Here is a 14959-nt window from a genome sequence, read left to right as displayed (position 1 = left end):
ATTTAAGACCAGCGACTCTCTTCAAGAACACAGGCAAGTAAAAACTCAATCGCTTCCAGGTGGCGGCGACAGCTGGCAATACTATCGCCCACGGCATAAATGCCGTGCCCTGCGACCAAAAAGCCCCAGGGCATCGGCCAGCCGAGGCGCACATGCCTGGCTAGCTCCACCATATCCTGTTCGTTAGGTATGACCGGTAATCGAATAGTAGCTTCGTGGGTCACATTGCCTGTCAGCGCTTTTTGCATTTCAAAGCCGCTCAATTCGATCCCTTCCGGAAAGCGCCGCGACAGTACGGTGCTGGCTACCGTATGCACGTGCAGTACACAAGCAATCTTCGGTTCATAGCGATAAAGAGCTGCATGCAAGTCGCTTTCTGCGCTCGGCTTACCATCACCTGATAGCACCTTGCCATCCAGGTTGCAGAGCAAGAGGTCATCGGCCTGAATGCGGGTTTTATCCCGCCCAGAGGCGGTGACAAGATAGCCAGCCTCGGTACGGGCGGAAAAATTACCGCCGGTGGCTGGAGTCCAGCCTTGCTGCGCCGCCCATGAAATGGCGTCCAGCAGTTCAGTTTGTAGCGTCATCATAGGATCTGCGTCGCCTCTTCTAGTGGCAGCCATTCTATATGATAAGCTTCGCGGCTGATAAGCCGTGTAGCTGTTCCGATCAAGTGCTCAAGGAGTCCATCGATGCCTCATCTTCAATCACGCAGTTTGCGGATCTATGCCGACCACCTTGAGTATTTGGATCAAACCCAACTGCCCCAGGCGGAGCAGTGGGTGCGCTGTGACTCGCCAGAAGAGTGGCAGCATGCGGTGAAAAACCTGGCGATTCGCGGCGCGCCATTGATTGGTTTGAGCGCCGCTTTCGTGCTGGCCCAATACGCCGCTCGCCATCCACAAAATGATTGGCAGTTGGTAATTGATCGCTTACGCGCCACGCGTCCCACTGCAGTTAACTTAATGTACTGCCTGGATGCCATGGAAGCCTGCTTTGAGCAAGGTGCCAACGCCCTGGCCGAACGTGCCGCTGAACTGTTTTCAGAAGACCACGCGCTGTGCCAACGCATGGCTGAGCGGGGTGCTGACTTGCTGAAAACGGGTGACCGTGTGCTGACCCACTGCAATACTGGCGCGCTGGCGACCGCCGGGGTGGGGACGGCCATTGGTGCGCTGGCAGTGGCCAAGCAGCGCGGTGTAGAGCTGCATGTGTTTGTGGATGAAACCCGCCCGCTGCTGCAAGGTGGCCGCTTAACCGCTTGGGAGATGGCCGACCTGGGCATTCCCTACCAGTTAATTACCGATAGCATGGCTGCCAGCCTGATGTCAGCGGGCAAGGTAGATAAAGTGATGGTGGGCGCCGATCGTATCTGCGCCAACGGTGACTTCGCCAATAAAGTGGGTACTTACATGCTGGCGGTGATCGCCCACTACCACCAGGTGCCTTTCTATGTGGTGGCTCCCTACACCACTGTTGATCCCGCTTGTGCCACTGGCGCGGACATTCCTATTGAACAGCGCGACCCTGCCGAGATCCGAGGCGTCGCTGGTGCCTTTGGTGAGGTTACCTGGGCACCCGATAATGCACCGGTATGGAACCCGGCCTTTGACGTCACTCCCGCCAAGCTCGTGACGGCTTGGGTGTTGGATACCGGCGTATTTGATGCCGCCGCGATAGCACGCGGCGAACACTGCCTGGGGCGCGGCGAAAATTAGGAGCGAAAGTTAATCGCTAGCCCAATAGCGTTAGCTCATAGACATGGCGGATATGCTGACCATCCCAGTCATAGCCAAGATGCCGTCCTTGCCTTGTGGCGGAGAGCACGGGCGGCCGTAGCACAGCGGCACACTCGCCTTCAGGGTCTCGAACGCTAGGGTAAACGATGCCGTCCGTGTGTTCCTCCCAGGCTTTTCTCCCCAAGGTTTGCCCAGCTGCCCAGCTGCCCAGCTATCCGGTCTGAGAAGCGTTTGGGCCGCATCCTGTCGGCGTAAATCAATTAGTTGGCCCGTTAAATCCGACAGATAAACACGCTGCTGAAGCATCATGGGCGGTTCGTTTGACTCCCCCATAAAGCGCTCTGCGTGGTAAACGGTTTCGGCAATGGCGGTGGCTTCGGTGAGTGTGCAGTAGTAGGCGCCAAAGGTGCCATCGCTAAAACGCGAACCGGTCGCGGGGAAGTGGCAGAAGGCCGCCATGACGGGCGTCCAGCCGGGGCCGTAGCGACGGTCGTCATCACGAACCAAGTGAATAGCTCCCGCTTCCTCACGTAGCCTTGCGGAGGTTTCACCCTCCAGCTCGTTGAGTAAGTCCCAGTCATCAGCGTTGCTGTTGACGCCTTCGAATAAATCAATGGGAGGGAAACGCGAGGGAATAACGCGGTAACTGGGCCGCCACGTAACGTTGCTCAACGGGAATGTCACGCATGCCCCCCACCACGCGCGGCATCCAAATGCTGGCGAACAACGTAAAGGTCGGAGACTTGTCCATTTAACAGACGCTCCATTGGTGTGTGGCCAGCAAAAAGAGGGTTACGGTTGGCTCGCTGCAACCAACTGTTAGCCGCTTCTTTATTGGGCAACAGTATATGCAGTGCTTTGTAGATGCCGAGAATCAACGACATCCGCTCCAGATGATTGGCATCCAGGCGGGCACTTTCTGGTGCTTGCTTCCAACGCCGATAGGTGGAATCAGGCACCCCGAGTAGCAGAGCGGCTTCGTTCTCTTTCAAACCCCATGCGTGTGAAATGTTGGGGTAGGTGCGCATCGCAGCGGCCCCCATTTCGCGGCGCTTGTCGGCGGTTTTGTGCTGAATAGCCATCTATTTTCCTCCTCACTTATGTATAGATTACGCCAAGTGAGCGATTTTTGAAAATATTGGCCATTTGAGCTTAATGAAGTCCGGTTCGTAAAAATGACTACACAAGCGGGCGCTGGAAAAGCAGGTCGGTGGACTCCATGGCGCGATTACGCGGGCTTAACTGTTTTACTCGGTTTCCTGATGCGCCAAAATGATGTCCAGAAAGCCCTCGCCGTAATCCGCCAGCTTGCGTGCGCCGATGCCGGAGATCGCGCCTAGTGCCGCTAGGTTTTGGGGTTTCTGCTCGACCAGTTCGGCCAGGGTGGCGTCGTGAAAAATCACATAGGCTGGTACGCCCTGGGCTTCGGCCAGTTCCCGGCGGTGCTGTCGCAGGGCTTCCCACAGCGGGCCGTGGCCCTGCGGGGCAGAGTCGCCTTTGCTTCTCCGTCGAGCGGTTTTGGCTTTGCTGGGTTTGTTGCTTGGCTTGCGCAGAGTGAGGCTCTGCTCGCCGCGCAGCACCGGCTTGGCATTGGCAGTGAGCTTGATGCCGCCGTGGCCCTCCATATCCACGCTTAAAAAGCCGCTGGCAATCAGCTGGCGAAAGAGCGCTTTCCATTCGCTGGCCGCGAGCTCTTTACCAATGCCGAAGGTGCTGAGGCGGTCGTGGCCAAAGCGGGTGATACGTTCGTTGCTTTTGCCTAGTAGCACATCCACTAGGTAAGTCACGCCGAAGCGCTGTTCGGTGCGGTAGACACAGGAGAGCGCCTTTTGCGCCGCCACGGTGGCCTCCCAGGTCTCGGGTGGGGTCAGGCAGTTGTCGCAGTTGCCGCAGGGTGCGTCCAGATGATCGCAAAAGTAGTGCAACAGCGCCTGGCGGCGGCAACTGATGATCTCACACAGCCCCAGCATGGCGTCGAGCTTCTGCTGTTCGATGCGCTTTTGATGGTCGGCGGCGCTGGAGTCCTGCTGCATCTGGCGCAGCGTGATCACGTCCTGAAGTCCATAGGCCATCCAGGCATCGGCGGGCAGGCCGTCGCGCCCGGCGCGGCCGGTCTCCTGGTAGTAGGCTTCGATACTCTTGGGCAGGTTGAGGTGGGCCACAAAGCGCACGTCCGGCTTGTCGATGCCCATACCGAAGGCGATGGTGGCCACGACGACCACGCCATCTTCACGCAGGAAGCGGGTCTGGTGGTGCTGGCGCTGCTCGGGGGGAAGCCCCGCGTGGTAGGGCAGTGCCGTCAGCCCCTGGCGCTCCAGCCAGGCGGCGGTCTCCTCCACCTTGCGCCGGGAGAGGCAGTAGACGATACCCGCCTCGCCGTCGTGGTGCTCGCGAATAAAGCGCAGCAGCTGTTCCTTGGCGTTGCCCTGATTCTCGGCGATATGGTAGCGAATGTTGGGGCGGTCAAAGCCGCTGTTGTAAAGCGCCGCCTCCTGGAGCTGCAGATGCTCCATGATATCGCCCCGGGTGGGCACATCGGCAGTGGCAGTGAGGGCGATGCGGGGCACCTGGGGAAAGCGCTGATGAAGCTGGGAGAGCTGGCGATACTCGGGGCGAAAATCGTGGCCCCACTGGGAGACGCAGTGGGCCTCATCAATGGCGAACAGCGCAATTCGGGTCTGCTCCAGCAGCATTTGCATACGCGGCGTGGCCAGCCGCTCGGGCGCGATATATAAAAGGTCCAGCTCGCCTCCCCGCAAGCGGTTCTCCACCTCGACCGCCTCGTGATAATCGAGACTGGAGTTGAGATAAGCCGCCCTGACCCCGTTCTGCTGAAGTGCCGCCACTTGATCCTGCATCAGCGCAATCAGCGGCGAGACCACAATCGCGGTGCCTTCGCGCAGCAGTGCAGGGATTTGATAGCACAGCGACTTGCCTCCACCGGTGGGCATTAGCACCAGCGCATCGCCTCCGGCGATCACATGCTCAATGATAGCCTGCTGCGGACCGCGAAAGCTGTCGTAGCCAAATACTTCCTGCAGTACCTTGAGGGCTGCCGGGTGAGGGTCGCCGTGCATCAATGCTCTCCTTGTCTCGTGCTTGAGAGAGAATTGTCGCACGAAAACTCAAGGAATTTTGCCTAGCGAATCCCCGCACGCAGAAACGACTGAACGAACTGGCGCTGGAAAAGCAGGAAAGCCACTAACAGAGGGGCGATGCTAAGTAGCGTCGCGGCACTGACGGTGGCCCAGTTAACGCCGGTTTCGGGCGCGGAAAATACCCCTAAGCCTACCGTTAACGGGCGACTCTCTACCGAGTTGGTCACCACTAGCGGCCAGATAAAGTTGTTCCAGTGGTGGCTAATTGAGACCAGCCCGTAAGCAAGGTAGGTGGGCTTGGCGAGCGGTACGTACACCTTCCACAAAATTTCCAGCCAGTTGCAGCCTTCGATGCGTGCGGCGTCTTCCAACTCTCGGGGGATAGTTTTAAAGGTTTGGCGGAGCAGAAAAATACCCAAGGCGCTGGCCACGTAAGGTAAGCCAATCCCGGTGATGGTGTTGATCAGCCCCAGCTCACTGGCGATGCGGTAGTTCTCGACAATCAGCACTTCGGGGAACACAAAGAGCTGAATCAGCACCAGCATAAACAGAACGTTTTTGCCTGGAATCGGGAAGCGTGCAAAGGCAAACGCTGCCAGGGTACAGACCACAAACTGACCGATCACCACCCCTGTTACCAGCGCAAAGGTGTTCAAGTAGTAGCGGGCAAAGGGCGCTTGAGACCAGGCGTTAGTGAAGTTCTCCAGCGTCAGCGGGGCGAAGAACTCAAAGTTCACCATAAACTCGCTGGGGTGAAAGGCGGCCCAAAAGGCATACAGCAGCGGAAAAATCCAAATAATCGCCAGTAGCCACGCGGCCACTGTTTCCAGTGCTGGAATTGAGACGAAACGGGAGCGGGGCGCATAGGTAGTAGTCGACTTCATTGATAGTGCGTCCTGCGATCTAAAATCGTGAACTTAAGCGTGGCCACTACCGCGAGCACCAGCAGAATAACCACCGTAATGGTGGCTGCCGTGGTGCGGTCAAAGAACGAGAACGCATTCTCGTAGACGTAATAAAGCAGCAGGTTGGTGGCGTTGTTGGGCCCGCCCTTGGTCAAGATAAATAAGTGATCCACGACCCGCACCGAGTTAATCAGCGCATTGATCAGCACAAACAGCGTGGTGGGCATGAGTAGCGGAAAGGTGACACGCCAAAAGAAGCTCCAGCGGCTAGTGCCTTCTAAGTCAGCCGCCTCTTTCAACTCGGGTGGCATGCTCTGTAGCGCCGCCAGGTAGAAAATCATAAAAAAGCCGGCTTCTTTCCACACCGACATCACGATCACCGAGCTTAACGCAACGCTTGGATCGCCCAGCCAGTTCACCCCGGAAAAGCCCAACATGCCGAGCAGTTTATTGAATAGGCCAATCTGCGGCGCGTAGAAAAACATCCAGATATTGGCCGCGGCGATCATGGGTAGAATCGTCGGCGTAAAGTAAGCCATGCGCACAAAGCCTCGCCCGCGAAGCTTGCCATTGACGAACAGCGCCATACCCAAGGCCAGCGCGATAGACGTAGGAATCGTACCGACGGCGTAGATTAAGTTGTTACGGGCTACTTTCCAAAACGTCGGGTCATCGAACAACACCTGATAATTTTCAAGGCCTACGAATTCAGTGGGAGCACCGCGAAAGCCGGGTAAAAAAAGGCTGTTAATGACCGTTGTCACGGTTGGTAAATAAGCAAACGTCGTCAGCAGTACCGCAGCGGGCAGCAGCAGAAGCGCGCCATAGAGCTGCATTTTGCGGTGGTTAGTGAATGACATAGAGACGTACCGCACGTTGGAAAAGCCGGGGCATGCCCCGGCGAACAGTCAAATGGCTAACGATTAGCGGGCGTAGCGGCGCAACACGCTGTCGGCTTCCTGCTGCGCCTGGCTAAGCGCTTCTTGCGGCGTCATTTGACCGGTGAGTGCCGCCTGCACGGCGTTATCCAAGGCGCGGCGAATACGGCCACCCTGGTAGGTGGAAAGCTCCGCCGTGCCATGTTCAAGCTGGTCGCGGGCAACCGCGGCGGGTGGGAACTCTTTCACATAGCTTTGCAGCGCGTCGGTTTCGTAGGCGGCGGGGCTAACGCCCATATAGCCGGTTTCAATCGACCAGGCAGCGGCTCTCTCGGGAGCGGTCATCCAGCGAATAAAGGTCATCGCCGCGCGCTGCTCTTCTTCAGTGGCATCTTCAAAAATGTAGAAGTTGCCGCCGCCGGTAGGGCTGCCGCGCTGGGTTTTCATCGGCAGCATGGCGACGCCAAAATCAAAATTGGCTTCGCTGCGTACGGCGGTCAGGTTGCCCGTGGTGTGCCACATCATTGCCGTGGACTCTTCCAGGAAGTTCTGGCGCAGGGTGCCCCACTCAATGGTGCCGTCAGGCATGGCATTGTGCTCGGTGGCCAGCGATACCCAGTACTCCAGCGCTTCAACCGCTGCGGGATCGTCAAAGTAGACCTCGGTGCCATCTTCGCTCATTAACCGATGGCCGTTCTGAAAGGCGAAGGCTTGGAACATCCAGTAGGGGTAGCCAGTCGACGGCACCATCACGCCCCACTGCTCGCCGTTGGAGGCTTCGCGCACAGTCGCCGCCATCTCGGCCATCTCTTCCCAGTTTTCCGGGGGTGTTTCGGGGTCTAGGCCAGCGGCTTCAAAGGCGTCTTTGTTCCAGAACAGTACGATTGTGGAGCGCTGGAAGGGGATGCCGTAGGTTTTACCGTCCAGTTGGCCATTTTCCATCAGCCCTGGGTAGAAGCCATCGAGCCATTCGCGCTCTTCATCGGTTTCGATCAGGTCGTCAAAAGCGACGATGGCATTCTGCTCAATCAGCTCGTATAGATCGATGGAGAACATGACCGACAGCTGCGGTGTATCACCCGCTTCCATCGCCGACATGGCGCGCACGCGGGTGTCGTCGTAGTTACCGGCGTAGATCGCTTCCACATTGATATCGGGGTATTCGCTCTCAAACTCTTCCACCAGATTATCAACAACGTCGGTGAGTGCACCGCCCACCGCGACCGGGTAGTACATGGTCAGATCGACGCTATCCGCGTTTACCTGGGCGGCGCTTAACAAGCCCGCTGCCAGGGCGGTCATTGCAAAAGGGGTACGCAAACACATAAGAGACTCCGCAAGTGTCAATACTGCTGTCAGTGTTGGAAAGAGCCCACCGCCGGTGGACGAGGAACGCTTCGAGATGAGTTGGGAAATGGGGGCGGCGTCAGGTCATCCCGCCGCAGGCCTTCGGCATCGAAAAGGTGTGTATTCTGTGGAGTCCAATAGAGGCTGCATGGCTGGCCTGTCAGTGCCTGCTTGCCGCTAAGCCGCACGCGTAGGGTGTGCGATCCCACCGCGACATAAGCAATGGTGTCCGCTCCAAGATACTCTTCACTTAATACGTTAGCGGGTACGCCGGAAGCGGGTGCGATTCGCAGTTCGATATCTTCCGGGCGGATGCCCAAGTGTCCACCAGCGGCATCCAAGGGGGCTACGGGGGTACTTGGTTCGCCTTCGATAACGGCGCCATTCTCACCGGCCACTAGGGGCAGCAGGTTCATGGCGGGGCTGCCAATAAAACTGGCGGCAAAAGCGCTAGCGGGGCGGTTATAAAGCTCGTCCGGGGTGCCGTCCTGAACTATTTTGCCGTGCTGCATCAGAATCACACGATCGCCCATGCTCATGGCTTCCACCTGGTCGTGGGTGACGTAGATAACCGTCATATTCAGGCGGCTTTGTAATGCTTTGATTTCCCGGCGCATGTCGCTGCGCAGCCGGGCGTCCAGGTTGGATAGCGGTTCATCCATCAGGCAGATCGGGTGTTCGGAAATAACCGAGCGCGCCAAAGCAACCCGCTGGCGTTGACCGCCGGAAAGCTGGGCAGGTTTGCGGTTCAGATAATCGGTTAAATCAACCAGTTCGGCCACCTTGGCTAGCCGCTCGCGCTGCTCGGCTTTGGGTACCTTGCGGCTGCGCAGGCCAAACACGATATTGTCAGCCACACTCAAATGCGGAAACAGCGCGTAGGACTGAAACACCATGCTCAGCCCACGGTCGCCGGGCGGCAGGTGTGTGACGTCGCGCTCGCCGATATGTATACGTCCGTTGCTGGCCTCTTCCAGGCCCGCGATCATGCGTAGCGTGGTGGATTTACCGCAGCCTGAAGGGCCGAGCAGAATGACAAATTGCCCAGGCGTGACATCGAAGGAGATTTCATCGACGGCAGTGGTCGCGCCCCAACGTTTAGTGACGCGCTCCAGGCGAATACGCGATTGGTTTGACATAGCACACACATCACCGGCTGTTGGTTGTTATTGGTTCAGCTTGTGTTGAAGGTGTTGCCGTTTCATGACACTTACATGGATGGTTGATGACACCCGCTGTGTCAAGATAAAAATTCACTTGGTCACTTTAATGCCATAGCGCTGAAGCCTGCGCACCACACTGGATTGGCTGATGCCCAGCCGCTCGGCAATGGCATAGGTGCTGGGGAGTGTGTTGCACAGCTCTTCAAGCGTTTCACGCTCCAGCCGCGCTAGGTACTGCTTGAGGGTTTCCTGGGGCTCGAGTGCTACTGCCGACCTTGCTGGCGAGGCGCTCGGCAAGTTGGCCGGGAACTGTTCGGCGTGAGGGAGTGCGGCAGGCTCTTCGATTTGATCGGTGGGGCTGGAAAGCCAAGCTCTCTCTAGCCAGTTCTCCAGCTCGCGGACGTTACCCGGCCATTCGCTGCCCATCAGTGTCGACCAAACGCGGGTATCAAGAATTTTTTGCCGCCCGTAGCGCTGGTTGAGCCGGTTTAAACACGCTTCAACCAGGTCGGGGATATCCTCCCGGCGGTCACGAAGTGGCGGCAGGGTGACCGGGATCACATTGAGGCGGTAGTAAAGATCCAGACGAAAAAGTCCTGCTTCTACTTGCTTGCCCAAATCCTGGTTGGTCGCCACGACCAAGCGAAAATTGACTTTGCGTGATCGGGTGTCACCCAGTCGGGTCAAGCTACCGTCCTGAATCACCTTGAGCAGTTTGGTTTGCATTAGCAGCGGCAGCTCGCCTATTTCATCCAAAAACAGCGTACCGCCCTCGGCCTGCTCTAACAGCCCGGCTTTGCCCTGGCGGGCGGCACCGCTGAAAGCGCCGGGCTGGTAGCCAAACATCTCGGACTCAAACAGATTCTCTGGAATCGCCGCGCAGTTAACGTCGATAAAGGGGCCGTCACAGCGCTGGCTCCAGCGGTGTAGCTGCTTGGCAAAGGCGGTTTTACCCACACCTGATTCACCCAGCATCAGCACATTGGCATCCGAAGGGGCGACCCGCTTAAGCAGCAGCGCAATTTCACGCATCACGCTGCTACGCACCTGCAAATTGTCCAGGGCGTCATCCAACGCCTGCTCTTCCGCGTCTGGCGCTGCCTGACTGCGCTTTAAGTGTTCGCTAAAGCGTTTTTGCAGCAGCGCATATTCGTCCTGCAGTAACTGCAAGTCGGTTAAATCCCGCGAGCGGCTGATAATGCGCTCCAGCTTGCCGTCGACGAATACAGGATAGGCTTCGGCAATCACCCGGCGGCCTGTTCCGGTGACCTGCATAAGCTGTGCAGGCCGGCGGGTGCGCATCACTTCCATGGTGATGGAGGGTTTGAGCACCCCGGCCGCTTGCAGTTGCTGCACACTGCTGGAGAGCAGCTCTTCTCTGGATACCCCGTAAACCGCTTCTGCTCCTGGGCTAATATCCACTATTTGCCCATCGCCACTGACGATAAAGAAGTGGTCGTTTGCGGTCTCCACAATGGTTCGCAGCACACGCCTGTCTATTTCACTCATCGCAGCCAACTCCTCTGAGTGATTCATTTATGAATCTTTGATACAAAAATGAATTAAAAAAGCCTCTAGTTGATTCATTTTTGCATCGTTTGGTCGCTAATCCCACCACTTTATAGGCATCTACGACTTGGCATGGTCTGTGCAATGACTTTAGAAGAGTAGTGAAAAGAGCTAGGCCAATACCTACACCGTGCTCACCGCCAAAAATATAAGGAGATGTGTATGTCGGAGTTTAATCAGCCCTTGGGCGGAAACACCATGCCGCGCTTTGCAGGCCCTGCCACCATGATGCGCCTGCCCACCCAAGAGACAGCCGAGGGTTTGGATGCGGCATTTATTGGCATTCCCATGGATATCGGCACTTCAAACCGCCCCGGCACGCGGCTTGGACCACGCCAGATTCGCGATGAGTCGCGTATGCTGCGCCCTTACAATATGGCGACCCGCGCCGCGCCCTTTGAAAGCTTGCAAGTGGCCGATATCGGTGATGTGCCTATCAACACCTTTCATCTGCCGAAAAGCGTCGACATCATCACCGCCTTTTACGATGGCGTACTGAAACATGACTGCATTCCGCTGACCCTGGGCGGTGAGCACACCCTAACGCTGCCTATCCTTCGCGCCATGGCCAAAAAACACGGCCCGGTGGGGTTGATTCATATCGATGCTCATGCCGATGTCAATGAGCACATGTTCGGCGAGCCAATTGCCCACGGCACGCCGTTTCGTCGTGCCCAGGAGGAGGGGTTGCTGGCCCATGGCAAGGTAGTGCAAATCGGCCTGCGCGGTACCGGCTATGCCGCTGAAGATTTTGACTGGTGTCGCGACCAGGGCTTTCGTGTCGTGCCCGCCGAAGAGTGCTGGTATCGCTCGCTAGCGCCCTTGATGGCCGAGGTGCGTGAGCAGATGGGCGATATTCCGGTGTACATCAGTTTCGACATCGACGGCCTGGATCCTTCTGTTGCCCCCGGCACCGGCACGGTGGAAATGGGCGGGCTGACCTCTAGCCAAGGATTGGAGCTGGTTCGCGGTGCCGCTGGGCTGAATATTGTCGGCGGCGACCTGGTGGAAGTGTCACCACCTTATGACCCCAGCGGCAACACCGCGCTGATGGGCGCCACGCTGCTGTATGAAATGCTTTGCGTACTGCCGGGCGTTAAACACAGCGAGTGACGCCGACCAAATAGCTAACAAAGAAATAGCGACTAAATAAAAAAGTACTGACCTAGCTACGCCGCCAGCCACCTCCAAGAATCACTTCCAATGGGTGACCCCTATGTCGTATAGCAACGTTAAATCGGAACAGCCGACCTCGTCGGCACCGATACCCCGCGCGCACTTACTGAAATTTATCATTCCATCGCTAATTGGGGTGCTGCTGTTTCTCGTCCCTTTTCAAGTGGGCGATACCATTAACATCGGCATGGGCCTAATGGCCGATAGCCTGCAAACCCTGCTAGGCTCGGCGCTGCCAGCTATTGCGGTAGTGGTACTCTGCCTGTCGGTGGTAGCGACGATTTACGCCAAGCTAGCTAACCCTGCCTGGGCCAAAAAAGGCATGCTGCACGAAATGTTTCATGTCGGGCCAGTGTGGTTAGTGATGCGCGTTTTAGGCGCGCTGTTTGCTGTGATGACCTATTTTCAGTTTGGGCCAGAGTTCGTCACTGCGTCCTTTACCGGTGGGGTGATGCTCAATGATCTGGCGCCGGTACTATTAACGTTCTTCTTCTTTGCTGCGCTGCTGCTGCCGTTTCTAGTCGAGTTTGGCTTTATGGAGTTCATCGGCAGTATGGTACGTAAGCCGTTTCGGGTGATTTTTAATTTGCCGGGACGCAGCGCTATTGATGCCACCGCCTCATGGATGGGATCGGGCACCGTCGGTGTGCTGATCACCACTCAGCAGTACGAGCAGGGCTTCTATAACCGCCGCGAAGCCTCGGTCATTGCCACCAACTTCTCCGTGGTGTCGATTGCGTTTGCGCTGCTCGTCACCAGCTTTGTCGATATCAACCACCTGTTTGTGCAGTTCTACTTTACGGTGGTGGTTTCCGGGTTGATCGCTGCAGTGATTGTGCCGCGCCTGCCGCCGCTGTCGCGCAAATCCAATGACTATTACGAGCCCGTGGGCTGCCAGTTGAGCGAAGAGCGCACTGAAAAAGTGGGTCTGTTCCGTTACAGCTTGATTCAGGCCACCAATCGCGCCGCTGGAGCTCCCGGGCCCCGTGAGCTGGCACGTTTGGCGCTCCTCAACGTGATGGATATTTTCCTTGGTCTACTTCCCTTGGTGTTTGCCATTGGCACGGTGGCGCTGATTCTGGCGGAATTTACTCCGCTGTTTACCTGGCTCTCTTACCCCATGGTACCGGTGCTTGAGCTGCTGCGGATTCCTGAAGCAGAAGCGGCAGCGCCCGCCACCCTGGTGGGCTTTGCCGATATGTTCCTGCCCGCGGTGCTGGCGACCAATATCGAAAGCGAGCTTACCCGCTTTGTGATTGCCTGCCTGTCGCTCACCCAACTGATCTACATGTCGGAAATCGGCGCGCTGCTGCTCAAGTCAAAAATTCCCATCAAGCTCTGGGAACTGGTTGCCATCTTCCTGCTGCGTACCGCCATTACGCTGCCAATCATTGCCTTTATGGCCCATACGTTTTTCTTTTAAGGGGCCGAAACGATGACCAATAAAGCGCAGAGCCAGCAAGCCCCCATGACCTGTGCCGAACTGCTGATCCGCCTGCTGCGCGATACTTACGGCGTGCGGGCCCTGTTCGGCATCCCAGGCGTGCACACGGTGGAGCTTTATCGCGGGCTGGAAGGCAGCGATGTGCAGCATATAACCCCACGCCATGAACAGGGCGCTGGGTTTATGGCCGACGGCTATGCCCGGGCCAGCGGTCAGCCGGGGGTGTGCCTAATTATCACCGGGCCGGGGATGACCAATATGGCCACCGCCATGGGCCAGGCCCTGGCGGATTCGATCCCCATGCTGGTGATTTCAAGCGTTAACCGTCGCGATACGCTGGGCATGGGCCAAGGGCGATTGCACGAGCTGCCCAGCCAGCAACAGATGATCAGCGGCGTGGCGCGATTCAGCCACACGCTGTTGGACGCCAATACACTACCCGAGGTGCTGGCCCAGGCCTTTGCCGTGTTCAACGGCGCGCGACCGGGACCGGTGCACATCGAAATCCCCATCGACCTGTTCAATGCACCGGTGAAAGCGCCGGTGAGTTGGCAGGCGCCTAGGCTCTATCGGGCCGCGCCTGATCCAGAAGGGCTTACCGAAGCCGCCCGTTTGTTACATGCGGCGAAACAGCCCCTGGTGCTATTAGGCGGTGGCTGCGTTTCAGCCCCAGAAGCAGCGCGAGCATTAGTAGAAAATCTTGATGCCCCCACGGTAACGACCATTAACGCCAAAGGGTTGCTAGGACGTGACCATCCGCTGGATTTGGGCGCTAATGCCGCGTTGCCCGCAGTTCGTGAACTAGCCGCCAATGCCGATGTGATTCTGGCGGTGGGCACCGAGCTTGGCGAGACCGACTACGATGTTGTGTTTGATGGCGGCTTTCATCTCAACGGCACGCTGATTCGTATTGACCTCGACCCTGAGCAGCTGGTGCGCAATCAGCGCGTAACGCTGGGGCTAGTCGGCGATGCCGGGCGTAGCCTTGAACTTCTTCTTGGCTACTTCCCTGAGCCGCTATACCGCCACGGCAAGGCGCGAACCGCGGCCGTATTGAGCGCGCTGAGCCTTCACAACGACCCGGCCTTTAGCGACTTTGTGCCGCTGTATGCAACGCTTGTCGAGCATCTACCCGAGGCCATTCTGGTAGGCGATTCCACCGCGCCGGTGTATGCCGGTAACCACCTGGTCAGCCAGCCAGCGCCCAGGCGCTACTTCAATGCCTCAACGGGCTACGGCACATTGGGCTATGGGCTGCCGGCGGCGCTGGGCGCACAGCTTGCGCGAGCGGATCTGCCGGTGGTGGCACTGGTGGGTGATGGCGGGGTGATGTTTACGCTCTCGGAAATGGCAACCGCCGTAGAAGAGCGCCTGCCCGTGGTGATTGTGCTCTGGCACAACGCCGGTTACGAAGAGATTCGTCGCTATATGGATGCCAATGGTGTTGCGCGCCTGGGCGTGGATATTCAGGCGCCCAACTTCCTCACCCTGGCCGAAGGCTTTGGCTGCCCCGGCGTGCTGGTAGAAAGCCCCGCCGAGTTTGCTAAGGCGCTCGCCAACCGGGAAACCAACGGGCCTCTATTGATCGAAATTGACGCTGCTGCCTGGCAGCGTGCGTGCGCATTTTCTGACTAGGATAT

At 57.7% G+C, this 14959-nt stretch carries 13 protein-coding genes and 1 pseudogene; 4 read left to right on the top strand and 10 right to left on the bottom strand.

The features are described 5' to 3' along the window. Positions 1 to 2: 2 nt before the first annotated feature. On the bottom strand, positions 3 to 590 hold the full coding sequence (gene mtnB, locus LMS44_RS19405; protein WP_138799365.1) for a methylthioribulose 1-phosphate dehydratase: 588 nt from the start codon (positions 588 to 590) through the stop codon (positions 3 to 5). A 102-nt stretch (positions 591 to 692) separates the two neighbouring features. Between mtnB and mtnA the strand changes: the two genes are divergently transcribed. Continuing rightward, positions 693 to 1718, top strand: a complete 1026-nt coding sequence (mtnA, locus tag LMS44_RS19400) for an S-methyl-5-thioribose-1-phosphate isomerase (RefSeq protein ID WP_476488544.1) — start codon at positions 693 to 695, stop codon at positions 1716 to 1718. A 16-nt stretch (positions 1719 to 1734) separates the two neighbouring features. On the opposite strand, the gene LMS44_RS19395 is transcribed toward mtnA, so the two are convergent. From LMS44_RS19395 to LMS44_RS19355, 9 genes and pseudogenes are all read right to left on the bottom strand, one after another. After that, complete coding sequence (locus LMS44_RS19395; protein WP_498946157.1) at positions 1735 to 1923, bottom strand: RES family NAD+ phosphorylase; 189 nt, start codon at positions 1921 to 1923, stop codon at positions 1735 to 1737. Between the two features lie 77 nt (positions 1924 to 2000). Beyond that, positions 2001 to 2198 (bottom strand): annotated as a pseudogene (locus LMS44_RS19390) (RES family NAD+ phosphorylase); the annotation flags it as partial. Positions 2199 to 2419: 221 nt separating this feature from the next. After that, positions 2420 to 2821: an MbcA/ParS/Xre antitoxin family protein gene (locus LMS44_RS19385; RefSeq protein ID WP_138799367.1), complete on the bottom strand. Its 402-nt coding sequence runs from the start codon at positions 2819 to 2821 to the stop codon at positions 2420 to 2422. Positions 2822 to 2986: 165 nt separating this feature from the next. Continuing rightward, positions 2987 to 4816: a DNA helicase RecQ gene (gene recQ / locus LMS44_RS19380; RefSeq protein WP_138799368.1), complete on the bottom strand. Its 1830-nt coding sequence runs from the start codon at positions 4814 to 4816 to the stop codon at positions 2987 to 2989. A gap of 62 nt (positions 4817 to 4878) precedes the next feature. Next, positions 4879 to 5721, bottom strand: a complete 843-nt coding sequence (locus LMS44_RS19375; RefSeq protein ID WP_138799369.1) for a carbohydrate ABC transporter permease — start codon at positions 5719 to 5721, stop codon at positions 4879 to 4881. Then, positions 5718 to 6602, bottom strand: coding sequence for a carbohydrate ABC transporter permease (locus LMS44_RS19370; protein ID WP_138799370.1), 885 nt, complete (start codon positions 6600 to 6602; stop codon positions 5718 to 5720). Before LMS44_RS19370 ends, LMS44_RS19375 begins: the two co-directional genes overlap by 4 nt. Positions 6603 to 6665: 63 nt before the next feature. Beyond that, entirely contained in the window at positions 6666 to 7946 is a 1281-nt protein-coding gene (locus LMS44_RS19365) for an ABC transporter substrate-binding protein (RefSeq protein WP_138799371.1), read from the bottom strand. 29 nt (positions 7947 to 7975) lie between these two features. Next, entirely contained in the window at positions 7976 to 9106 is a 1131-nt protein-coding gene (locus LMS44_RS19360) for an ABC transporter ATP-binding protein (protein ID WP_138799372.1), read from the bottom strand. 114 nt (positions 9107 to 9220) lie between these two features. Further along, complete coding sequence (locus LMS44_RS19355) at positions 9221 to 10639, bottom strand: sigma-54 interaction domain-containing protein (protein WP_138799373.1); 1419 nt, start codon at positions 10637 to 10639, stop codon at positions 9221 to 9223. A 222-nt stretch (positions 10640 to 10861) separates the two neighbouring features. On the opposite strand from LMS44_RS19355, the gene speB reads away from it, so the two are divergent. From speB to LMS44_RS19340, 3 genes are all read left to right on the top strand, one after another. Beyond that, positions 10862 to 11812, top strand: coding sequence for an agmatinase (gene speB / locus LMS44_RS19350; protein WP_039859507.1), 951 nt, complete (start codon positions 10862 to 10864; stop codon positions 11810 to 11812). A 103-nt stretch (positions 11813 to 11915) separates the two neighbouring features. Continuing rightward, on the top strand, positions 11916 to 13298 hold the full coding sequence (locus LMS44_RS19345) for a YjiH family protein (protein WP_022521894.1): 1383 nt from the start codon (positions 11916 to 11918) through the stop codon (positions 13296 to 13298). Between the two features lie 12 nt (positions 13299 to 13310). Next, a complete protein-coding gene (locus tag LMS44_RS19340; RefSeq protein WP_022521895.1) occupies positions 13311 to 14954 on the top strand; it encodes a 5-guanidino-2-oxopentanoate decarboxylase in 1644 nt (547 codons plus the stop codon). Positions 14955 to 14959 lie beyond the last annotated feature (5 nt).

This window comes from Halomonas profundus (assembly GCF_020865425.1).
Taxonomy (GTDB): Bacteria; Pseudomonadota; Gammaproteobacteria; order Pseudomonadales; family Halomonadaceae; genus Vreelandella; species Vreelandella titanicae.
This window is presented reverse-complemented; position numbering and strand designations above follow the sequence as displayed.

Coding starts and splice junctions, on each gene's coding strand:
- mtnB (WP_138799365.1), bottom strand. CDS start 590: ATGATGACGCTACAAACTGAACTGCTGGACGCCATTTCATGGGCGGCG.
- mtnA (WP_476488544.1), top strand. CDS start 693: ATGCCTCATCTTCAATCACGCAGTTTGCGGATCTATGCCGACCACCTT.
- LMS44_RS19385 (WP_138799367.1), bottom strand. CDS start 2,821: ATGGCTATTCAGCACAAAACCGCCGACAAGCGCCGCGAAATGGGGGCC.
- recQ (WP_138799368.1), bottom strand. CDS start 4,816: ATGCACGGCGACCCTCACCCGGCAGCCCTCAAGGTACTGCAGGAAGTA.
- LMS44_RS19375 (WP_138799369.1), bottom strand. CDS start 5,721: ATGAAGTCGACTACTACCTATGCGCCCCGCTCCCGTTTCGTCTCAATT.
- LMS44_RS19370 (WP_138799370.1), bottom strand. CDS start 6,602: ATGTCATTCACTAACCACCGCAAAATGCAGCTCTATGGCGCGCTTCTG.
- LMS44_RS19365 (WP_138799371.1), bottom strand. CDS start 7,946: ATGTGTTTGCGTACCCCTTTTGCAATGACCGCCCTGGCAGCGGGCTTG.
- LMS44_RS19360 (WP_138799372.1), bottom strand. CDS start 9,106: ATGTCAAACCAATCGCGTATTCGCCTGGAGCGCGTCACTAAACGTTGG.
- LMS44_RS19355 (WP_138799373.1), bottom strand. CDS start 10,639: ATGAGTGAAATAGACAGGCGTGTGCTGCGAACCATTGTGGAGACCGCA.
- speB (WP_039859507.1), top strand. CDS start 10,862: ATGTCGGAGTTTAATCAGCCCTTGGGCGGAAACACCATGCCGCGCTTT.
- LMS44_RS19345 (WP_022521894.1), top strand. CDS start 11,916: ATGTCGTATAGCAACGTTAAATCGGAACAGCCGACCTCGTCGGCACCG.
- LMS44_RS19340 (WP_022521895.1), top strand. CDS start 13,311: ATGACCAATAAAGCGCAGAGCCAGCAAGCCCCCATGACCTGTGCCGAA.